This is a genomic window from Sphaerisporangium aureirubrum (assembly GCF_042658925.1).
Lineage (GTDB): Bacteria > Actinomycetota > Actinomycetes > Streptosporangiales > Streptosporangiaceae > Sphaerisporangium > Sphaerisporangium aureirubrum.
In genome coordinates, this window is record NZ_JBHSRF010000001.1 from 111,193 (window position 1) to 131,076 (window position 19,884).

At 69.0% G+C, this 19,884-nt stretch carries 20 protein-coding genes; 9 read left to right on the forward strand and 11 right to left on the reverse strand.

Going from position 1 to position 19,884, the window contains the following annotated elements:
- Positions 1 to 101: 101 nt before the first annotated feature.
- Together ACFP1K_RS00540 and ACFP1K_RS00545 are read left to right on the forward strand one after the other, a co-directional pair.
- Positions 102 to 551 (forward strand): excisionase family DNA-binding protein, encoded by a 450-nt coding sequence (locus tag ACFP1K_RS00540; protein WP_380746246.1) that lies wholly within the window; start codon positions 102 to 104, stop codon positions 549 to 551.
- A 1-nt stretch (position 552) separates the two neighbouring features.
- On the forward strand, positions 553 to 1,107 hold the full coding sequence (locus ACFP1K_RS00545; protein WP_380745871.1) for a PIN domain-containing protein: 555 nt from the start codon (positions 553 to 555) through the stop codon (positions 1,105 to 1,107).
- Between the two features lie 695 nt (positions 1,108 to 1,802).
- Here ACFP1K_RS00545 and ACFP1K_RS00550 read toward each other — a convergent pair.
- The 3 genes from ACFP1K_RS00550 to ACFP1K_RS00560 form a co-directional block, all read right to left on the reverse strand.
- The gene (locus ACFP1K_RS00550) at positions 1,803 to 1,946 is read right to left on the reverse strand and encodes a hypothetical protein (protein ID WP_449329142.1); all 144 of its coding nucleotides are present in this window, start codon (positions 1,944 to 1,946) and stop codon (positions 1,803 to 1,805) included.
- A 77-nt stretch (positions 1,947 to 2,023) separates the two neighbouring features.
- On the reverse strand, positions 2,024 to 3,049 hold the full coding sequence (locus tag ACFP1K_RS00555) for a methyltransferase (RefSeq protein WP_380745873.1): 1,026 nt from the start codon (positions 3,047 to 3,049) through the stop codon (positions 2,024 to 2,026).
- Between the two features lie 236 nt (positions 3,050 to 3,285).
- Positions 3,286 to 4,239, reverse strand: a complete 954-nt coding sequence (locus ACFP1K_RS00560; RefSeq protein WP_380745875.1) for a GlxA family transcriptional regulator — start codon at positions 4,237 to 4,239, stop codon at positions 3,286 to 3,288.
- A 178-nt stretch (positions 4,240 to 4,417) separates the two neighbouring features.
- On the opposite strand from ACFP1K_RS00560, the gene ACFP1K_RS00565 reads away from it, so the two are divergent.
- On the forward strand, positions 4,418 to 4,846 hold the full coding sequence (locus tag ACFP1K_RS00565; RefSeq protein ID WP_380745877.1) for a DUF6010 family protein: 429 nt from the start codon (positions 4,418 to 4,420) through the stop codon (positions 4,844 to 4,846).
- A gap of 22 nt (positions 4,847 to 4,868) precedes the next feature.
- On the opposite strand, the gene ACFP1K_RS00570 is transcribed toward ACFP1K_RS00565, so the two are convergent.
- Entirely contained in the window at positions 4,869 to 5,240 is a 372-nt protein-coding gene (locus tag ACFP1K_RS00570; RefSeq protein WP_380745879.1) for a hypothetical protein, read from the reverse strand.
- Positions 5,241 to 5,391: 151 nt separating this feature from the next.
- On the opposite strand from ACFP1K_RS00570, the gene sigJ reads away from it, so the two are divergent.
- Entirely contained in the window at positions 5,392 to 6,324 is a 933-nt protein-coding gene (gene sigJ / locus ACFP1K_RS00575) for an RNA polymerase sigma factor SigJ (RefSeq protein WP_380745881.1), read from the forward strand.
- A gap of 44 nt (positions 6,325 to 6,368) precedes the next feature.
- Positions 6,369 to 6,875: a carboxymuconolactone decarboxylase family protein gene (locus tag ACFP1K_RS00580; protein ID WP_380745883.1), complete on the forward strand. Its 507-nt coding sequence runs from the start codon at positions 6,369 to 6,371 to the stop codon at positions 6,873 to 6,875.
- Positions 6,876 to 6,929: 54 nt separating this feature from the next.
- Here the strand turns inward: ACFP1K_RS00580 and lgt are convergent, their stop codons facing one another.
- Together lgt and ACFP1K_RS00590 are read right to left on the reverse strand one after the other, a co-directional pair.
- Entirely contained in the window at positions 6,930 to 7,826 is an 897-nt protein-coding gene (gene lgt / locus ACFP1K_RS00585) for a prolipoprotein diacylglyceryl transferase (RefSeq protein ID WP_380745885.1), read from the reverse strand.
- A 158-nt stretch (positions 7,827 to 7,984) separates the two neighbouring features.
- Positions 7,985 to 8,803, reverse strand: a complete 819-nt coding sequence (locus ACFP1K_RS00590) for a helix-turn-helix domain-containing protein (RefSeq protein ID WP_380745887.1) — start codon at positions 8,801 to 8,803, stop codon at positions 7,985 to 7,987.
- A gap of 267 nt (positions 8,804 to 9,070) precedes the next feature.
- On the opposite strand from ACFP1K_RS00590, the gene ACFP1K_RS00595 reads away from it, so the two are divergent.
- Together ACFP1K_RS00595 and ACFP1K_RS00600 are read left to right on the forward strand one after the other, a co-directional pair.
- Complete coding sequence (locus ACFP1K_RS00595) at positions 9,071 to 10,414, forward strand: M23 family metallopeptidase (protein ID WP_380745889.1); 1,344 nt, start codon at positions 9,071 to 9,073, stop codon at positions 10,412 to 10,414.
- Between the two features lie 111 nt (positions 10,415 to 10,525).
- Positions 10,526 to 11,968, forward strand: a complete 1,443-nt coding sequence (locus tag ACFP1K_RS00600) for a M20/M25/M40 family metallo-hydrolase (protein ID WP_380745891.1) — start codon at positions 10,526 to 10,528, stop codon at positions 11,966 to 11,968.
- A 53-nt stretch (positions 11,969 to 12,021) separates the two neighbouring features.
- Here the strand turns inward: ACFP1K_RS00600 and ACFP1K_RS00605 are convergent, their stop codons facing one another.
- The 4 genes from ACFP1K_RS00605 to ACFP1K_RS00620 form a co-directional block, all read right to left on the reverse strand.
- Positions 12,022 to 13,374, reverse strand: a complete 1,353-nt coding sequence (locus tag ACFP1K_RS00605; protein WP_380745893.1) for a S8 family peptidase — start codon at positions 13,372 to 13,374, stop codon at positions 12,022 to 12,024.
- A 214-nt stretch (positions 13,375 to 13,588) separates the two neighbouring features.
- Positions 13,589 to 15,007 carry a M20/M25/M40 family metallo-hydrolase gene (locus ACFP1K_RS00610; RefSeq protein ID WP_380745895.1) on the reverse strand — a complete coding sequence of 473 codons (1,419 nt, stop codon included), beginning with the start codon at positions 15,005 to 15,007 and terminating at the stop codon, positions 13,589 to 13,591.
- Between the two features lie 51 nt (positions 15,008 to 15,058).
- A complete protein-coding gene (locus ACFP1K_RS00615) occupies positions 15,059 to 15,724 on the reverse strand; it encodes a permease-like cell division protein FtsX (RefSeq protein WP_380745897.1) in 666 nt (221 codons plus the stop codon).
- Positions 15,721 to 16,248, reverse strand: coding sequence for an RNA polymerase sigma factor (locus tag ACFP1K_RS00620; RefSeq protein ID WP_380745899.1), 528 nt, complete (start codon positions 16,246 to 16,248; stop codon positions 15,721 to 15,723). The genes ACFP1K_RS00615 and ACFP1K_RS00620 overlap by 4 nt, the downstream gene beginning before the upstream one ends.
- Positions 16,249 to 16,612: 364 nt before the next feature.
- Here ACFP1K_RS00620 and ACFP1K_RS00625 point away from each other — a divergent pair, with 364 nt between their 5' ends.
- Together ACFP1K_RS00625 and ACFP1K_RS00630 are read left to right on the forward strand one after the other, a co-directional pair.
- Complete coding sequence (locus tag ACFP1K_RS00625; protein ID WP_380745901.1) at positions 16,613 to 17,191, forward strand: TetR/AcrR family transcriptional regulator; 579 nt, start codon at positions 16,613 to 16,615, stop codon at positions 17,189 to 17,191.
- 238 nt (positions 17,192 to 17,429) lie between these two features.
- Positions 17,430 to 18,320, forward strand: a complete 891-nt coding sequence (locus ACFP1K_RS00630; RefSeq protein WP_380745903.1) for an SDR family NAD(P)-dependent oxidoreductase — start codon at positions 17,430 to 17,432, stop codon at positions 18,318 to 18,320.
- A gap of 19 nt (positions 18,321 to 18,339) precedes the next feature.
- On the opposite strand, the gene ACFP1K_RS00635 is transcribed toward ACFP1K_RS00630, so the two are convergent.
- Complete coding sequence (locus ACFP1K_RS00635) at positions 18,340 to 19,695, reverse strand: condensation domain-containing protein (protein WP_380745905.1); 1,356 nt, start codon at positions 19,693 to 19,695, stop codon at positions 18,340 to 18,342.
- Positions 19,696 to 19,884 lie beyond the last annotated feature (189 nt).

Below are 19,884 nucleotides of genomic sequence, written 5' to 3' on the forward strand. Positions count from 1 at the left end.
CCGGCCTGTTCAGTAGTGCACGCAGAGTAGCCGGGCGGCGCCGCAGAGATGTTGCGTTTATTTCGTTTGGAGCACATACTGCAGGTGAGGAGGTGGATGACATGACAGTTGCTCCGGTTCGACCGAACTCGCGAGATGCCGTGGCCGCTCGCGGTGCGCTCCCACAGGTCCGCGGCTACCTGCGTCGCCATCATGAGAGTCCGGCGCAAATCGACATAGTGGTGGAGGAGACCAGAGAAGCCCTGGTACTGCCCCGTGCAGCGGTAGAGTTGCTGGCGACGATCCTCGCTCATATGGCTGCCGGCCGTGGAGTGTCGGTGGTGCCGGCTCATGCGGAACTGACGACTCAGGAAGCGGCTGATCTGCTCAACGTGTCACGGCCCTACCTCATAGGGCTTCTTGATGCGGGTGAGATCCAGTATCGCTTGGTGGGAACCCATCGGAGGGTTAGAGCCGAATCGCTCATGGACTACAAGCGCAAAGATGACCAGCGGCGTCGCGAGGCCGCAGACGCGCTCTCGGCCATGACTCGAGAGTTGGGCTTCGGCTGACGTGGCGTTTGTCGTCGTCTACGACGCTTGTGTCCTGTATCCGAGTACGCTGCGCGATCTCCTGATCAGGGTTGCGCAAGCAGGTCTGGTGCAGGCGAAGTGGACGGATCAAATCCTGGACGAGGTCTTCGAAGCGATCAGGGAGAATCGACCAGACATTCAGGCGGAAGCTCTTCAGCGCACCCGCACCTTGATGGTAAAGGCAGTGCGTGACTGTCTCGTGACAGGCTACGAGCCGCTGATTGAAGGTCTCAAGTTGCCGGATAGCCATGATCGTCATGTTCTTGCCGCTGCTATCCGCGCTCGAGCTCAGGTGATCGTCACGAACAACTTGAGAGATTTCCCTGCGGACTCCCTTTCCAGCTGGGATGTGGAAGCCAAGAGCGCAGACGATTTCGTCCTTGACCAGATCCACCTCAACCAGAAGGTCGTGTGGGCATGCGTCCAGCAGATCGCCGATTCGTGGAAGAACCCGCCGGGCGCAGTCGAAGACGTCCTCGCAAGTCTTGAGCGAAGCGGCTTGGTCCAGTCGGTGGCCGAACTGAGAGCCGCTTGAGTAGGCCGCTGGCCGTGTAGCTCCCCGCTCACACGCTGGAAGTTCGCGCGCTACGGGTCTGCGGTCGGACCTGCGTTGTCGGGAGCCGGCCGTCTTCAGATATCGGCGCGATCGCCGCTTGCGCGCCGGCCTGTAAGCGGGCCAGGGTGCGGGCGTGCACGTAGACGCCGTACGCCGGCGCGATCACGGTCCACCAGTCGCCGTGTCGGACAGCGGCGTGACTTTGTGGCGAAGTGGTCCCGAAAGGTCGGCATGTGTGCTCAGGGCTAAGCTAGCTGATCATGAATGGGCGAAACGGATTCTTACTCCTCGGATCAACGGTCCTCTTCTTCGCTTTCCTTGCCGCCTTGTCAAAAAATGGAGGTGTGAGTACTGGGTGGGGTCTTGCTGGGATCGGCTTCATGATCGGTGCAGTCGCTTGCGCTGTCTCCGATCTAAAAAGGCACCTGCCTGCTACGAAGCCGCCCCCCTCCAACGATGCTGGAGATGTGTGATTCCGAGGCCGCCGGTAGCGTCGAAGGGCACTCCTTGTATGCGACCCGCCGTGTTCGTAGCCGTAACGGGCCGGCGCGCAGCCGGGACGGGAGTACGTTGCCGGCCGCCCTAGTACGGCAGCGGCACTTGTGATCTATGTGCTGGTGGCCGGGTCGGAGCGGCGGCGGTGGTGGTGATACGCGTACGCAGCGCCGCGGCGATCATCTGCGACTCCAGTTGCGGCTTGGTCGCGAACTCGATACCGGCGGCCGCACACCGGCCCGGTCGGCGACCCAGGACCGCGGCAGGTAGAGCCGGACATCCGGCAGCGCCCGACCGGCCGCGCAGGCGTAGCCGAGGAACACCCCGATCTGGCTGTTGTCGACCCTCCCAAGGGATCGGCCGGGATCCCGCTCGGCGTGGACCCGAAATCAGTGCCAGGTCAGGCACACACCGCATCGAGGATCGACATGTCTGATGTCGTCGCAACGACCCGCTCGAGCCGGAAACCGCAGGTCTGCAACAGCGACTCGTGTTCGCTGCGGGTGCGTTGCCTGCCTCCGGTGTGGATGAGCATCATGATGTCCATGGCTTTGGACCAGTCGGGCCCAGGGTCGTCGGGGATGACGCTCTCCACCAGCAACAGCCGCGCATGCGGCGGAGCGGCCTTTCGTACGGCGGCCAGGATGGCCGTGGCCCGCTCGGCGTCCCAGTCGTGGATCACGTCCATGAGCATGTAGGTGTCGCAGACCGGCAGCGGGTCCTTGAAGAAGTCGCCGGCTTGCAGTGTGAGCCGATCGGAGGCGATCTCCGCGGCACGCTCGATCACCGGGGGCAGGTCGAAAAGGATGCCCGTGGTTCGCTCGGCCGCGTCCACCACCGCCCGCAGTAGGTGTCCGTGGCCGCCGCCGATGTCGGCGATCGTTCCGCAGTCCGAGAAGTCGTAGGCGGCCAGGACACTCGCGACCTGGATACGCGCCTTTGAGACCATCGCGGCGTCGAAGACCCGGCCCGCCTCGGGATCACTCTGAAGGATGCCGAAGAACCCGTCCGGATTCAGCTTGTTCGTGGCCGGGAGTCCAGTCTGGAGTGAGTAGTCGAAGTAACCCAGTTGCTTCGCAGTACGTTCGGTTCCGAATGTTGCCACGAAGTCACGCCAGGACTGGGGATGGTCGGAACGGAGCATTCGTGACGCGCCGGTGTGGGTGTAGCGGTCGTCGCCGGCCGCGAAGACGCCATGGGCAGCGAGGAGGCGAAGCACACGACTGAGGGCCTCGGGATCCGCCCCGGTGACTTCGGCCAGCTCCTGGGCCGTCCGCGGCGTGTCGTCGAGCGCGTCGGCGACGCTGAACCTGGCCACGGAGGCCAGACAGTGCCCGACAAACAGGCCCCCGAGCGCCGCGGTCAGTGTGTCGAAGGGCCCCGTCTGTCGATCGAGCGCGGCGTGGTGATCATCACTGGCGGCCATGAAACGCCTCCGATTTGTCCCCGGCACGTGGACGGCGCAATCGTCAGCGCAATCATTGCGCGAGCCGTAAGGCGTCGTCGACAGAGGGATAACCCTGCTTCGGTCCCGACGAAACGTGTTGACTCAGCTGCGCCACGACCCGACTGCGTACCCCTGACAGGAGTCGAACCTGAATGCCGCCCGGTTCGTGGCCTTGGTGGCGGCTCGAGCGCTGGTCGCGCAAACCGTCAGGGGTTTCAGGCTTGGTGGGCTCGGCGGAATGTGCGGCGGTAGGTGTGGGGGGTGACACCTGTGGTTCGTTTGAAGCGGTCGCGGAAGGTGGTGGGGGAGGTGAAACCGACTTGGGTGCCTATGTGTTCGATGGGGTGGGTGGTGGTTTCCAGTAGGTGTTGGGCTTGGCGGATGCGGGCTCGGTGGAGCCATTGGAGGGGGGTTGTGCCGGTCTGGTCGCGGAAGTGGCGCATCAGGGTGCGGGGGCTCATGCGGGCTTGGGTGGCGATGTCGGGCACGGTCAGGTCGCGTGACAGGGAGGCTTGTAGCCAGATGAGCAGGGGTTCTAGTGCGGAACCTCGGGGGGTGGGTGGGAGTGGCTGGACGATGAACTGGGCCTGACCGCCTTCTCGTTCCAGGGGCATGACCGACAGTCGGGCGGCGTCGGCGGCTACGGCGGAACCGTAGTCGTGGCGGATCAGGTGCAGGCACAGGTCCAGACCGGCCGCGGCGCCGGCGGAGGTGAGGATCTGGCCGTTGTCGACGTAGAGAACGTCGGGCTCCACCTCGATGTCGGGGTAGGCGGTGGCCAGTTGGTCGGCGGCGGCCCAGTGGGTGGTGGCGCGTAGTCCGCCGAGCAGTCCGGCGGCGGCCAGGGAGAAGGCGCCCGAGCAGATGGAGGCGATACGGGTGCCGTTGGCGGCGGCGGCCTTCAGGGCCTGGTGTACGGCTGGGGGCAGGGGGTCCATCGGGCTCGCGGTGCCGGGGATGATGATCGTGTCGGCGGCCTCCAGACCGTCCAGCCCCCAGGGAGCGCGCAGTGTGAACAGGCCGGCGTCCACCTCCGGGTGTTCGGCGCAGATGCGCACCTGGTAGCCGGGACGGCCGTCCCGCAACCGCGTACGGGTGAAGACCTCGATCGGGGTGGAGAGATCGAAGGGAATCACCAGGTTGAGGGCGAGGACGGCGACGGTGTGCATGGCGGAACAGTACCCATCCGCCTGTATCGCGCCGAGGCTCCGGATCCGCTGCCGCTGAGAGGTCTCCCGGTCGGCCCTTATGGCGCTATCCCGTTGAGAGATGTCGGGAATCCCTCTGGGGGGCGAACCGGCGGCCCGGCTAGCGTCGGTGACGTTTCCGGCGCACAGGAGCACTCAGATGATCATGACCGTTGTCCCGCCGGTGTTGATCGGCCTGCTCTATGTCGTGGTGATGTCCCTGATTCGCGAACCGCACCGGCGCCGCTTCAACGCCGTCATGCTGGCCGGGGCGGGAGGCGCCTACCTCAGCGGCGGTGGTCTGGACGGTTGGGAGTTCGCCTTCACCGCGGCCGTCACCTACTGCGCTTACCGGGGGCTGGAGTCGTGGACGTTCATCGGCGTCGGCTGGCTGCTGCACACCGCATGGGACGTCCTGCACCATCTCAAGGGCAACCCGATCATCCCGTTCGCCCATGACTCGTCCCTCGGCTGCGCCATTTGTGACCCGGTCATCGCCCTGTGGTGCTTCCGCGGCGGCCCCTCGCTCGTGGACCTCGTCCGTTCCCGGTGGGGACTGCTCGACCGCTCCCAAGGCGGCGCGGCCTGAGGGCGGGAACACGACGTATCCGTCATCGAATCGTGGTGGCCGACGGTTGGCGGGGGAACCGCACGGGGAGCTGGATGAGCTGGACGAGGCTCATGCCGAACAGCAGGACGCCGAGGGGGACGTGCAGGGCTTTCATGTGGGCGATGCCGAGGGCTATCTGGGTCAGGGTGAGTGCCAGGAAGGCGGTCGCGTACAGCAGGGACCTGGGGGAGCCGCCGCCTGGGTGCCATATAAGGATGGCGGTGATCACGTGCAGTACGGCTGTGGTGAAGACCGCGTACGCCGAAACGCTGTGCAGTGGTCGCCCGGCGGGTGCGGACAGCAGCAGGCCGGCGGTCACCGGCGCGGAGGAAACGGCAAGGGTCTGCAGGATGATCGCGACGCGTAGGTACACGGGGGCTCCTGAACGGCAGGGGACGCGTTGTCTCTACAGTCCGACGAGTCAGGTGGTGGGAGTGTGAGGTGGCGTGCCGGGCTCACACTTCGGAGGGTTGTTTCGTCGGACTGGTGAAAGCAGCAGGAGCAGCGACGGAGCCGACTAGGTCATGAGCACTTCATCTGGATCAGGGGCCGCCTGGGGCGATCCGAGTGTCGGCGCGATCATGGGTGAGCGGAGGCAGTTGATCAACCTTGCCTACCGGATGCTCGGGTCGCTGACGGAGGCCGAGGACGTCGTGCAGGAGACGTACGCGCGCTGGTACGCCATGTCTGCGCGGCAGCGGGAAGGCATCGAGTCGTCCGGTGGCTGGCTGACCACCGTGGCGAGCCGGATATGCCTGGATCTGCTGGGATCGGCGCGGGCGCGGCGGGAGCGCTATGTGGGGGAATGGGTACCTGAGCCGTTGCCTGAGCGTACGGAGTGGATCAGCGGGCGGACGGGGGCCGGTGGAGCCGACCCCGCCGACCGGGTCACTCTGGACGAGTCGATCAACATGGCTTTCCTGGTCGTGCTGGAGTCGATGACTCCGGCCGAGCGGGTCGCGTTCATCCTGCACGACGTGTTCCGCTACTCGTTCGCCGAGGTGGCGGAGATCGTCGGGCGTACTCCGGTGGCGTGTCGCCAGCTGGCCTCTTCGGCCCGTCGTCGCGTTCGCGCGTCGCGGGCCCCGGCGGCTCCGGTGGCGCGGCAGGCCGGCCTCGTCAAGGAGTTCAAGCAGGCATGGGAGGCCAAGGACATCGAGGCGCTCATCGGTCTCCTCGACCCTGACGTCACGGTGACCAGCGACAGCGGCGGTCTGGTCGAAGCCGTGCTCCGCCCGATCGTGGGTCGCGAGCAGGTCGCGCGCTACGCCGCCGATCTCGCCGGCAGGGTGTCCGACCTGACGTTCCTGGAACGTACGGTCAACGGCCGTCCCGGCCTGGTGGCCCAGCGTGACGGCGTCGTCGTGACGGTGCTGGCCATCCACGTCGAGGGGGACCGGATCACCCACATCTGGGCGGTGCGCAACCCCGACAAGCTCCGGCTGTGGGGGGTGTGATCACCCCCCGGGACCGTCCAGAACTCGGAAAGGAAGACCTCACCATGTCCACACCTACGACGATCGAGCAGGACGACCTGCGGTCGCGTCTCCCCGACCCCGCGCAGTTCTTCACCGAGGTGGGAACGATCGCCGGGGCGATGTCCAAGGCCCCCGGAAACGGTTCGATCCCGCAGGCCACGATCACCCTGGTGCATCTGCGCGCCGGGCAGATCACCGGCAGCACGTACCACACCGTCCGGCAGACCGGCATTCTGCGCGACGCCGGAGAGCCCGAGGAGCGCATCACCGCCGTGGCGTCATGGCGGGACGCCCCCTACTTCAGCGACGCGGAACGGGTCGCGCTGGAGCTCGCGGAGGCCGTCCTCCTGCCGAACCCGTCCGGAGAGCGCGTCGGCGACGATCTGTACGCCAGGGCGTCCGCTCACTACGACGACAAGGCACTCTGGACGCTCACCCTGGCGATCGCCCAGATCTGCTTCTTCATCCCGGTCGCGCTCATCGCCAAGCCGATCCCCGGCATGCCTATCGGGAAGAACTACCGCAAGTAATCACCGGCGGGTGAGAGTCATTTGCCCGAGGCGGTAATGACGAGGTCTGTCGCGTCAGGTGCTTCCGCTGGGATCGGAGGGCTGCCCGTCGTCCTCCTCGGGTGAGGCTTTGTGTTGTGAGGCCGGTACCGCGATCTGTTCGGTGGTCTTGTCGCGTGTCATCCAGAGGTAGACCAGGGCGCCGGCGAACAGCACGATCGAGGTCCACTGGTTGATACGGAGTCCGAGGAGTGTCACCGCGTGGTCCACTCCGCCTACCGGGTCGATCCGTAGGCCCTCGATCCAGAATCGTCCGAACGTGTAGCCGGCGACGTAGAGGGCGAACAGGCGGCCGTGGTGCAGGGTGAATCGTCTGCCGGCCAGGATCAGGGCGAAACCGAGGGCCGCGTCCCATAGTGACTCGTACAGGAAGGTCGGGTGGTAGAGCACGCCTGGCTCGCCGCCGTGCGCCTGGTCGATCTCCAGGCCCCAGGGCAATGTGGTCGGACTGCCGTACAGCTCCTGGTTGAACCAGTTGCCCCAGCGGGCGATCGCCTGCCCGAACGCGATGCCGGGCGCTACCGTGTCGGCCACGGCACCCAGAGACAGGCCACGGCGGCGGCACGCCAGCCACATGCCTACGCCTCCCAGGGCGACCGCGCCCCAGATGCTGAGCCCGCCTTCCCAGACGAACAGCGCCTGGTAGGGCTCCTTGATCGCGCGTGGGCCGAAGTAGGTCTGCCAGTCGGTGATGACGTGGTAGAGGCGGGCGCCGATCAGGCCGAAGATCACCGCGGGGATCGCGAGGTCGCTGATCGTGCCCTTCTCGCCGCCGCGGGCGCGCCAGCGGCGCTCGCTGAGCCAGATGCCGAAGGCGATCGCGACGATGAAGCACAACGCGTAGGCCCGGATCGGGATGAATCCGAGATACCAGACCCCTTCGGAAGGGCTCGGAATCGAGGCAAGGGGCATGCGGTGAGGCTAGTCAACGTGAGGCCACTTGGCCGTCTTCGTGACCTGATCGCAAACCTTTTACGACCTGATGCCGGCATTAAACGAACCGGTGCGGCATCGGACGGCGGCCTTGCTCCGTGTTTTAGGCGTTTACCGGCAGCTGATCGCGGGCCGGGTCATCGGCCGGCGCAGCGGGGCATGTTCGGGACGGGGTGGGTGGGGGCGGTGACGTCCTCGGCGCCTACGTAGCCCCAGCCCTGCCAGCGTTCCTTGCCTGGTTCCGAGCGGTCGCCACGGGTGTAGTACCAGATCCTTCCTCCGTCGGCCTGGACGCGGCCCAGTTCCCAGCAGATGAACCAGCTCTTCGGGGTGTCGAGGACGGCGATTTTCTCGGTGCTGTTCACGTCGACGTAGAGCGGGGTGTCGGGGAGGTTGACGCAGACGAAGTCCCTGGTCCATACGTGGCCGCCTTCTCTGGCGTCGACGTGTTTGACTCCGTTGCGGTCGGTGCAGGCGGGTGAGCTTTCGGCGTCGGCTCGGTAGGTCGGGCCGGGGCGCCAGATGAGGACGCCGCCTATGACCAGGATCGCCATTCCTGCCAGCGTCCACCAGGTGCGGCCCTTGCGTGGGATCGGCAGGTACTCGCGCAGGCCTTTCGCCGGGACCGGGGAGTCGGGCTCCGCAGACGACGAGGATGACGAGGGGGCCTCGGCGGGGTGTTCCGCGGGTGGTTCCGCTTCGGAAAGCTCGGTGGACTGGGCGCGTACCCAGCGCTGGTGGAGTTCGATGATCTCCGGCTGGGTCGCCTGGCATTCCTTGGCGAACTGCTCCAAGAGGGTGAAGCGCGGGGGCACGCCCTCTCCGGAGCAGTAGCGGTGGAGGGTGGACTTACCGACGCCGAGCCGCTTGGCGAGGGCGTCGTAGCTACGGCCGGTCTTGTTCTTCAGGTGGCGCAGATAGGTGGCTAAATCCTCGACCGGAGACGGCTCTGACACCTTGGCTCCTCGAGTTCCGACCCGAGTTTGACACCCCGAAGGTTAACAGCAGCACCACCAGCATCAGTGGTTTATCTCCCACCTTGTCCCAACGCGTACGGGATTGCGCTGGTTAGAGCCGTTCCATGTCCCGCGGTCCCCGAGTTGTCCCAATCCTCTTGCTGTGGGACGGGCGCCCGGCCACGGTGATGACCGTCAGGCGATGAAGATCACCAATCTGACTCGGCCCCTACCGGTCGCCCGGATCACTCGACCGTCAGGAGATGCATGAACATGCGTCCGTTCTTTTCCTTTCCCTCCGCGCCGCGAGGAACACGGCGCCCCCTGTGGGCGAGCGCGGTGACCGCCGCTGCGCTCGCCGTCCTCGCCGCCGGTCTGCCGAGCCTTCCGGCGCACGCGGCGGTCGCCGCACCCAACATCCAGATGCCCTTCCCCTGTGGCCAGCAGTGGCGGTTCGACACCTGGGGGCACGCCCCGGCGCTCGACATGGTCAAGGAACCGAACCAGGAAGGCACCGAGGGGGCCACGCTGATCGCGCCCGCCCCCGGAACGGTGAACAAGTCGTACTACCACGAGAACGCCGGCAACGTGATTCAGATCAATCACGGCGGCGGCTATTTCACCACCTACCTGCACCTGCAGTCCCGGGCCGTCGGCGTGGGCGCCAGGGTCGCGCAGGGTGCCGTCATCGGGAGGGTCGGGCGGACGGGGCCCACGTCCAACAATCACCCCCACCTCCACTTCGAGCTCGGTTACGACGCGAACGGCAACGGGGAGGCGACCTGGGGATTCGAGGGCGCCGAGCGGGTCAGGCCCATGTTCAACGGTGTCCTGTACGGCGGCGCCAACAACCAGACCAACAGGAACGTCACGAGCCGGAACTGCGGCGGCTCCGGTGATCTGGGGGTGCTGGACTTCTATCTGACCGACGATCAGAGTTCCAGCGGGTCGACGCGGCCGGTGTTCCAGTACGGCAACAGTCCGATGGTGCCGATCACGGGTGACTGGGACGGCGATGGCACCGACACGGTGAGTACTTATGATCCGACGACGGGGCGGTTCTTCATCAGTAATACTCCGGCGACTGGGCAGGCTCAGTACACGTTCTTGTACGGCAATCCGAACGCGGTGCCGTTTGTTGGGGACTGGGATGGTGACGGTAAGGACAACGTGGGTGTGCACATGGGTAATGGGTTCTATATGCGGACCAGTCCGGTGACGACCGCGACCGAGACGACGCAGTCGGTGGCTTATGGGGATGCTCCGATGCTTCCGCTGGCGGGTGACTGGGACGGCGACGGTAAGGACACCGTCAGTGCCTACGATCCGGGGGCGGGCCGGTTCTTCATCAGCAATACTCCGGCGACCGGGCAGGCTCAGTACACGTTCTTGTACGGCAACCCCAACTCTGTGCCGTTCGTCGGGGACTGGGACGGTGACGGTAAGGACAACATCGGTGTCCGCATGGGCAATGGGTTCTATCTGCGGACCAGTGCGGTGACCACGGCCACCGAGACCACTCATTCGGTCGCCTACGGCGATCCCGGGGACCTGCCGGTGATCGGTGACTGGAACGGTGACGGCAGGGACAGCCAGGGCATCGTCCGCTGACCTCAACCCGCAGTGGGCCGTACCCCTCGCGGGGTGCGGCCCACTGTGGTGACGACCTGGCGGCCCGTCATGGGCCTGGACAAAGTGCCCACGTCTGGATACACCCACGTTGTGGCTAACACAGATTCGCAACCCCCCAGTCAAGCCAGCCGTCGTGCCTTCATCTCCCTCTCCGCCGCCGCGGCGACCGCGGCGACCGCGGGTGTCACCCTCGGCGCCGCTCCGGCCGCGGCGGCGGGCTCGGGCGGGTCGTCCGGCCCGGGCCGGCCTGCCGACAAGCAGCGTCCGGACGCCGAGTTGCGGGCCCTGCTCCGTGAGATCGACCATCGGCGTGTCGAGGCCACGGTGCGCAAGCTCGTGAGCTTCGGGACAAGGCACACGCTCTCCAGCCAGGACGATCCGAACCGCGGCATCGGCGCCGCGCGTGACTGGATCTTCGCCGAGATGCAGCGGTACGCCGCGGCGTCCGGCGGGCGCATGACGGTCGAGCTGCAGTCCTACATCCAGCCGCCCGGCACCCGGATCCCCACCGCCACCCGGATCACCAACGTCGTCGCCACGCTGCGCGGATCCGTCACGCCCGAGCGGGTCTACGTGGTGTCCGGCCACTACGACTCGCGGGTCACCGACGTCATGAACGCCACCGCGGACGCGCCCGGCGCCGACGACGACGCCTCGGGGGTGGCCGTCTCGATGGAGCTCGCCCGCGTCATGGCCACGCGCCGGCCGAAGGCCACCATCGTCTTCGCGGCCGTCGCCGGGGAGGAGCAGAACCTCTACGGCGCGCGCTACATGGCGGCCCAGTACAAGGCCGCGGCGGCCGACGTGCAGGCGATGTTCACCAACGACATCGTCGGCAGCAGCGTCGCGGACGACGGCACCCGGGATCCGCGCACCGTCCGGCTCTTCGCCGAGGGCGTGCCCACCGCCGAGACCGCGGCCGAGGCGAACGTCCGCCGCGCGGTCGGCGGGGAGAACGACTCGCCCGCCCGGCAGCTCGCCCGCTTCGTCACCAGCGTCGCGGAGAACGACTCCACCGGGATGGACGTCCGGGTCATCTACCGCCGCGACCGCTACCTACGGGGCGGAGACCACATCGGCTTCCTCGAACAGGCCTACCCCGCCGCCCGCTTCACCGAGCCGAACGAGAACTACGACCACCAGCACCAGGACGTCCGCGTCGAGAACGGCAAGCAGATCGGCGACCTGCCCGAGTTCTGCGACTTCCCGTACATCGCCCGCGTCGCCCGGGTCAACGCCGCCACCCTGTGGTCGCTCGCCCAGGCGCCCGGCACCCCCAAGAACGCGAGGGTCCGCACCGACCAGCTCACCAACGACACCGACCTCGTCTGGACCCGCGGCACCGAGCCGGACCTCGCCGGCTACGAGGTCGTCTGGCGCGAGACCACCAGCCCGGACTGGACCCACGTCATCCCGGTCGGGGACGTCACCGAGGTGCGCATCGACCTGTCCAAGGACAATGTCTTCTTCGGCGTGCGGTCCGTCGACAGGGCCGGGCACCGCAGCCCCGTCAGCTTCCCGGTGCCCGCCTGACCCGGCGCGGATGCCGGCCACGCGGTGGCGTGACCGGCATCCGTCTGAAGCCGCTAGTCGTTCGGCGTGGGGGACGGGGTCGGGGTGAGGGAAAGGGCGGCGGCGAGGTCGATGCGCTTCGTGGTCACCCTGGTGCCGCCGCTGCGGTAGACGATGTCCTTGCCGGTGGTCTGCAATCGCTCGACGAGCCCTTCGCCGGGCAGGTCCGGGTTGGCCTGCCGGACCAGTGCCAGGGCCCCCGCGACGTGGGCCGCGGCGAGGGAGGTGCCGCTCAGGGACCTGAAGGTGCCGCCGGGCACGGCGGACCTGACGGCCACGCCGGGCGCGAAGAGGTCGAGCAGCGGGCCGCGGTCGCCGAAGCGGGCAGGACGGTCGTGGTTGTTGGTCGCGCCGGCCGCCACCACCGAGGAGATGCAGGCGGGGCTGGCGACGCCGTCCGCGTACCGGTCGTTGCCCGCCGACACGACGGTGGTGACGCCGAAGTCCTTGAGCCAGAGGATCTCCCACTTGAGGGCCCCGTAGGCGGGGTCCGCGTCGCAGTGGACCTTGTGCTTTGGCCCCACGGAGAGGCTCAGGTTGGCCGCCACGACGTTCAGGCCCGCGTGAACCTGGTCGACGTACTGCAGCGCGAGCTTCTGGTCGGAGGTGAAGCTGAGGAAGCACGGCGCCGAGGTGCCCTGTTCCTGGCAGATGGGACCGTTGAACCGGGAGAACACCTGGATCGGCAGGATGCCCGCCTCCGGCGCGACGCCGCCGGAGGGCCCGGGACCGGCCTTCTTCCCGGCCGCGACGCCCGCGACGTGCGTGCCGTGGTAGCACTCGACCACGCCGTCCACCACGCATTTCGCGGTCTCGGCGTCGGCCGCGCCGGCGCCGATCTCGGACTGCTGCCCGCTCGGGCACAACGAGTCGGCCTGGTAGAGCGGGTCGGGATCGGAGGTGGAGAAGCAGGCCTCCCGCACGATCCGCCCGGCGAAGAACGGGTGATCCCGGTCGATGCCGGTGTCGAGGATCGCGATGGTCGACCCCTTGCCGGTCCAGCCCGCCTTGTTGGCCTTGCGCGAACCGATCAGCCTGGTGGTGCCGTCGAGCGTCGCCTTGCTCAACTCGTCCCGGTAGACGGCCCTGACCATGTCGTGGGCCATGGCCGCGTCGAGGGTCGGCTGGTCGACGGTGACGACGAGGAAGTCGCCGGAGCTGGTCGCGTCGATGACCGTGGTCTCGTCCGACGCCGCTTCGAGGGCCGCGGCCACCCGGGTGACGAAGCCTCTGACCTCGACGATCGCACGCACCTTCTTGCCTTGGCTCACCTCGGCCAAGAGGTTCTCCGCGACGGCCGGGGCGGCGGCCGTCGCCTGGGCCGACGCGCCGGCGACCGGCGTGGCCGTCAGGGTGATGACGAGCACAGCAGTGCTCGCCAGTAGAGACCGTAGTCTCACTGGTCCTCCGAGGGGGGTTGAGAGGAAGGGAGGCCGTCAGCGGGCAGAAGGCGCTGAGCTGTGGAAATGCCCGGCTACCTCCGCTCGCCGATGACGGGGACATCCCTTTGCGCGGTGAACGCGAGGCTCACGGTATTGATCGAGACCGACAAAAACGCCACGCCCGTCAGCCCCCCGCCGCTCAGTCGCGGGCGTGGGCGTCGAGGATGTGGGCGATGGCCTCGGTGATCTGTTCGGCGAAGGAGAGGTTCAGCCATTCGTCGGGGACGTGCATGTTCGAGTCCGAGCCGAGGGCGCCGGTGACGACGAACTGGGCGCGGGGGTAGCGGCGGGTGAGCATGTCCATGAACGGGATGCCGCCGCCGATGCCGAAGCCGTGGGTGGGCTTGTCGAAGACCTGGGCGTCGACCTGTTCCAGGGCGGTGGTGAGCCAGGGGGCGGGTGCGGGGGACTGCCAGCCGTTCAGGAGCATGAAGTCGCTCACCTCCACCTGGGCGCCGTAGGGGACGTCGGTGGTGAGGATCTTCACGAGGGCGGCCTTGGCGGCTTCCGCGTCGACCGTCGGCGGGGTGCGGAAGCTCAGGCGCAGGGACGTCGAGGCGCGCAGTACGGCTCCGGCCACGGCGGGGTCGGGCAGGCCGGCGGCGCCGATCACGGACAGGGTCGGGCGCCAGGTGTTGTTGAGGATGAGGTCGACGTCGTCGTCCGAGGACGGGCGCATGCCGGCGACGAGCGGGAATCGGCGCGCGACGGCTCCCGGCTCCAGGGCGGCCAGTGCCTCGGCCTCGGCGCGCCGAGGCTCGGGGATCGGGACGTTCATCTCGGGGATGGTGACCTCGCCGGTCGCGGAGTCCTCCAGACGGTCGAGCAGGAGGCGCATGACGCGGAAGGAGCTCGGGACGATGCCGCTGGCGATCCCGGAGTGGGCGGCGGTGTCGAGGACGCGTACCGTGACGGTCGCCTGCACGGCGCCGCGCAGGCTCGTGGTCAGCCACATCCGCTCGTAGTCGCCGCCGCCGCCGTCCAGGCAGACCACCAGGGTGATCTCGCCGAGACGGCCGGCCAGGTGTTCGAGGTACGCGGGCAGGTCGGGGCTGCCGGACTCCTCGCCGGTCTCCAGGAGCAGGAGCGCACGGGCGTGCTCGCCGCCCGCGGCCCGGACGGCGGTCAGGGCGGTCGCCGCCGCGTAGCCCGAGTAGCCGTCGTCGACCGAGCCGCGGCCGTAGAGGCGCCCGTCGCGCAGCACCGCCTGCCACGGCCCCAGGCCTTCCGACCAGTCGCCCAGCGGGGGCTGCTTGTCGAGGTGGCCGTAGAGGAGCACGGTGCCGCTCGCCGCCGCGCCGGGGGTCGCGGGCACGTCCACGAGGAGCAGCGGGGCACGGCCGTCGAGCTGGACGATCTCACACCGGGCGCCCGGCAGGTCACGTGAGGTGATCCAGTCCCGTACGTGGTCGACGGCGGCGCGCAGGTGGCCGTTCCGCTCCCAGGCGGCGTCGTAGGCGGCCGACACCGCGGGGATCTCCACCAGGCCGGAGAGGCTGGGCAGGACGTCTTCGTTCCAGCCCTTCCTGACCGCTTCCCGAACTCTTCCGTGCTCCATAACCGAATCATGGCATCCCGGATCGGCGAAGGCTCTGCCGGGCTTGGCCGCTCATGAGGGGGGTCCGTCGCCCGTGGCGCACGCCACGGCGGCGTCCCGGTGCTCCTGCGCGCACTTCAGGTCGACGGTGTTGGAGACGCCCGGCATCGCCTGCGCGGCTCGCATGACGGCGCGCCAGTCGGTGCCCGGCTGCATCCTCAGCTGGAACGTCAGCGGCATGTCCTCCACGGAGACGGCATCGAGGAGCGCCTCGTCGCTGTCGAAATCCTCCCGGAACTCGACGTACGCCGTCGCCTTGTCGCGGAAGGTCACCGATCGCACCTGCGGCATCGCGATGAGAGCGCGCCGTACGGCCTGGATCTGTTCCGGTGTGACGGCCCTGCCGCCGCCCGCCCCGGGAGTGGCCCACCGCCCGCCGCACGAGGGGTACGGGGAGTCCTCGGTGCACAGGAAGACGGCGATCTCGGGGCCGCCCTCGCGGTAAGTCCCGGTGAACGCCATCGGCATCATCACCGCCGGGGAGTCCGCCGGCTCGTCCCGCGCTCCGGAGGCGGTGACCGCCCCGGCGAGGACCACCGCCACCCCGGCGGCCACGAGCCAGGGACGCCAGGAAGGACGCCGCCGCGTCCTTGCCAGCGGCCGTAGGGTGCCCGGCTCGATCGTGGCACCAGCCTCGGCCAGCGCGTCCCGCAAGCGTGTCTCCATGCGCTCGTTCATGTCTCCTCCTTGAGCACCCGGCTGAGCGCGGCCAGCCCGCGCGCGATGGCGGACCGGGCGCTGCTCGCGCCGATCCCCATGGTCCGCGCGATCTGCGTGTCGGAAAGATCTAGGTAGTAGCGCAGCGTGAGGGCCTCCCGCTGCCTGGGCGGCAGGCTCTGCAGCGCGACGAGTACCTCGCGGTGCTCCTCGCCCGCCAGCGCCGCGTTCTCGGCCGACCACACCGGCGCCTCGTGGGGCACGCCCCGCCGCAGGACCGCCGCCCGGCGCCTGAGCACAGAACGGCAGCCGTTGAGCACCGCCGACCGTACGTACGCCAGCGCCCTGTCCGGGTCGCGGAGCCGTGCGCGGCCCTCGTGCGTGCGGGTGAACGCCTCCTGCACCACGTCCTCGGCCGTGGCCCGGTCACCCACCATGATCAGTGCCAGCCTGACGAGACCCAGGTGATGCGCGGAGAAGATCGCCGCGACGTCCACGCGTTCTCCGATCAGAGGGTCCCTCGCGGAGACCAGTTCGACTTCCACATCACAGAGACGCGCACGCAGCCGGGTTGCTGCCTCGGGCCTGCGGCGAAGTCCGGCGGATCGCGGCGAGCGGGAACATGGAGCCCTTCAGATGCACGGGAATTGCTAGTTTCATGGCTCTGGCCAGGTCAGTATCGACAATTAGTTTGTGGAGTTGACAAACTTATTTCAGGAATTTTAGCCTTTCGGCTGGCGCGGTTCCCAGCCGAGAGCGGATGAACGATGTCGACGACAAGGGCCGTCACCCCTCAAGGACGATCTCCATCCCACCGATGGATCGGCCCCGCGCTGCTGCGAACGTACGCGGGACCGCGGTCCGACATCGGCTTGTGAGGCCCGGACGGCGAATGATTAGGCTGATGACGTGACATCCGGAGCCGAGCGCGGGACGGCGATGCGCGCGGACGCCGCGCGCAACCGCGTGCGGGTGTTGCAGGTCGCCCGTGAGCAGCTGGCCAACGGGGACGACTCGCTCATGCTGAACACCATCGCGCGGCTCGCGGGGGTGGGTGTCGGGACCGTGTACCGGCACTTCCCCAACCGGCACGCGCTGCTCGAAGCGCTCATGGCGGAGCGCTTCCAGCAGCTCGTCGCGGAGGCGCAGGCCGCGGCGGCCGACGAGGACGCGCTCGCGGGCCTGCACCGCCTCCTGCGGTACGCGCTCGGGCGCGCGCTGGACGACGCCGGGTTCGCGGCGGTGCTCGCCTCCGCCAGCGACGCCGACGCGCAGACCTCGCGGATGAAGGCCGAGCTCGACCGCGCCGTCGCGGAGCTGCTCGACCGCGCCCGCGACGCGGGGGCCATCCGGCGGGACATCGAGGCGGACGACGTCCGCCGCCTGCTCTGCGGCATCGAGCACGCGGTCCGCGCCGGCGGCGACGACGCCGGCCGCGCCGAGATGTACCTCGCCGTCCTTCTCGAGGGCCTCCGCCCGCCGCGCTGACGGCCTGGTAGTCCGTCCGCGTCGCGCCGACGGCCTGGAAGTCCGTCCGCGTCGCGCCGACGGCCTGGAAGTCCGTCCCCGTCGCGCCGACGGCCTGGAAGTCCGTCCCCGTCGCGCTGACAGTCCGGAAGTCCGTCACCGCACACCCTTGTCCAGCTAAACGGATAGTAATCCGCTTGTGCTACCGTGCGGATCGGGAACCGGATGACTATCCGGTACTGAACCGAAGGGGCGGGCCGTGAGCAAAAGGGCTGTGGTGACGGCGGGGACCGGGGGGATCGGCCTGGAGACCGCCATGGGGCTGGCGGCGACGGGTCACGCGGTGACCGTGGTCGGGCGGAACGCCGAGCGGGGCGCCCGCGCGGCCGAGCGGATCGACGCGGTGACGACCGGCCCGCGGGCGAGGTTCGTCCAGGCCGACCTGGCGTCGCTCGGTGCCGTGCGGGCGCTCGCCGCCCGGCTCGCCGGGGAGGGGCCGCTGGACGTGCTGGTGAACAACGTCGGCGCGATGTTCGCGAAGCGGCAGCGCACGGTGGACGGGATCGAGGCGACGTTCGCCGTCAACCACCTCTCCCCGTACCTGCTGACCGAGCTGTTACTGGAGCCGCTCCATGCCGGCGGGCCGAGCCGCGTCGTGAACGTCACCTCGGGGTCGATCCGGCTGGCCAAGCGCACCTTCGACGCCGTGGAGCCGCCGGGTGGCTACTACGGCTTTCACTGGTACGGCCGGGCCAAGCTCGCCAACCTCGCGTACACCCTGAATCTGGCCGAGCGGCTGCGCGGCACGGGCATCTCGGTCTTCGCGGCCGACCCCGGCGGCGCCGCCACCGACATGACCGACGGCACCATGCGGTCACCCGCGATCGTCTCGCCGGGGCTGCGGCTGCTCTGGCCGCTGGTCCGGCGCACCTTCGAACGCGCCACGTCCGGCCCCGCGTCGGTGGCCGCGCGGCCGTCGATCCTCGCCGCCACGGACGCCTCGCTGGACGGGCGGACCGGCCTGGTCATCGGGCCGAAGGCCCACCCCGTCCCGCCCTTCCGCCCCGCCACCGGCTCAAGCATCGCCGAGGACGTCCTCAGGCTCAGCCGGTGGTCGGCCCCGCTCGTCCCGCCGGCCGAGGTGGGCTGATCCGTCGGGGTGGCCTGGTTCAGACGGCCGGATCGCGCAGGATGCCGAGGAGGCGTCCGGTGAGGTCCGTCAGGTCCGCGGGGGTGAAACGGGCGAGCCGCCCGGTGAGCGCGAGTTCGTACTCCTCGCCCCTCGGGGTGGCGGTCAGGCCGAGGTCGAAGCTGGCGTCGTCCACCTCGTGTTCCCAGACCCGGGCGCGCAGACCCTCCCAGCCCGGCGGGGGCGCCGGGTCGTCCCGGTGCACGACGGCCGCCTGGAAGGCGGGGTGGACGCCGGGCAGGCGGTGGCCGCCGATGCCGGAGACGAGCGCGTCGAAGGGGATCTCGTTGGCCAGTGCCCCGGCGACTGCCTCTTTGACCTGGGCGAGCAGCGCCGGGAAGTCGCCGGGCAGGCTCACCCGGAGCGGCACCAGGTTGATGAAGCACCCGACGACCGGCTCCAGCTCGCGCCGGCCGCGACCGGTCGTCACCATCCCCACCACCAGGTCGCGCCGCCCGCTCAGCCGGTGCAGCAGGATCAGGTAGGCCGACAGCAGCACGGTGAACGGCGTGGCCGGACCGGTCTGGCGCAGGCCGTCCACCACGTCGCGGCGGACCCGCACGGCCGTGGTCGCGCTGCCGCGTCCGGTGCCGGCCTTGTGCGGGATGCGCGGGAACACCGGCTCGACGCCGGCCAGCCGTTCCCGCCAGTACGGCAGGCGCCCCGGCGCGCGCTCCCGGGCCCGCTTCACCGACCAGGCGGCGTAGTCGGCGTACTGCGGGTCCGGGGGAGGCGCGAGGTCCGAGCCGGAGTACAGGGCCGCCAGGTCGTCCGCGACCAGGCCCACGGAACCGCCGTCGCAGGCGATGTGGTGGCAGACCAGGAACAGCCGGTGCTCCAGCGGGCCGAGCCGGTACACCGTCAGCCGCAGCAGCGGGCCATGCGTCAGGTCGAACCGTTCCCCGGCCGCGGTGAGGGAAAGTTTCAGCGCCTCCGCTTCCCGCTCCTCCTCCGGAAGGCAGGTCAGGTCGAGGAGCTCCAGCGGCACCGGCTGCGCGGCGCGGACGACTTGGTACGGCAGGCCGTCGATCGCCGTGTACCGGGTGCGCAGCGACTCGTGCCGGGCCACCAGCGCGGTGAGCGCCGCCGAGAGGCGGGCCGGGTCGAGCTCGCCGGTGACCGCGACGCCCAGCGTGACGTTGGGGGGGACGGCCTCCGGGGTGGCCTGCCCGGCCAGCCAGATCCGGCGCTGCTCGTGGGAGCACTCCAGCGGGGCCCCGGTGCGTGGCAGCCGCGGGATGGCCGTGGCCGCCGCCTTCTGGGCGAGCAGCCGTGTCATCAGCTCGCGCCGCCGGTCGGACAGGCTCGCCAGCCGCTCCGCCTGGCCCTCCGTCACGGGGTGTCCTCGGCGGGCGGTCCGGGGGACGGGGCGGTGCCGGAGATCCCGGTGCCGACTTCCTCGGTCGGTTTCATTCCCTTCTCCGGTCTTTTGCAGGGGCCGACCTGGGGGCGCTTCTCCATGGTCCACCGGAAGGTTTCAGCAAAGAGAGTGGAATCACCTGCGAGGGATGTCAAGTGAACAAAC

Coding starts and splice junctions, on each gene's coding strand:
- ACFP1K_RS00595 (WP_380745889.1), top strand. CDS start 9,071: ATGAACATGCGTCCGTTCTTTTCCTTTCCCTCCGCGCCGCGAGGAACA.
- sigJ (WP_380745881.1), top strand. CDS start 5,392: ATGAGCACTTCATCTGGATCAGGGGCCGCCTGGGGCGATCCGAGTGTC.
- ACFP1K_RS00540 (WP_380746246.1), top strand. CDS start 102: ATGACAGTTGCTCCGGTTCGACCGAACTCGCGAGATGCCGTGGCCGCT.
- ACFP1K_RS00560 (WP_380745875.1), bottom strand. CDS start 4,239: ATGCACACCGTCGCCGTCCTCGCCCTCAACCTGGTGATTCCCTTCGAT.
- ACFP1K_RS00580 (WP_380745883.1), top strand. CDS start 6,369: ATGTCCACACCTACGACGATCGAGCAGGACGACCTGCGGTCGCGTCTC.
- ACFP1K_RS00565 (WP_380745877.1), top strand. CDS start 4,418: ATGATCATGACCGTTGTCCCGCCGGTGTTGATCGGCCTGCTCTATGTC.
- ACFP1K_RS00555 (WP_380745873.1), bottom strand. CDS start 3,049: ATGGCCGCCAGTGATGATCACCACGCCGCGCTCGATCGACAGACGGGG.
- lgt (WP_380745885.1), bottom strand. CDS start 7,826: ATGCCCCTTGCCTCGATTCCGAGCCCTTCCGAAGGGGTCTGGTATCTC.
- ACFP1K_RS00615 (WP_380745897.1), bottom strand. CDS start 15,724: ATGAACGAGCGCATGGAGACACGCTTGCGGGACGCGCTGGCCGAGGCT.
- ACFP1K_RS00610 (WP_380745895.1), bottom strand. CDS start 15,007: ATGGAGCACGGAAGAGTTCGGGAAGCGGTCAGGAAGGGCTGGAACGAA.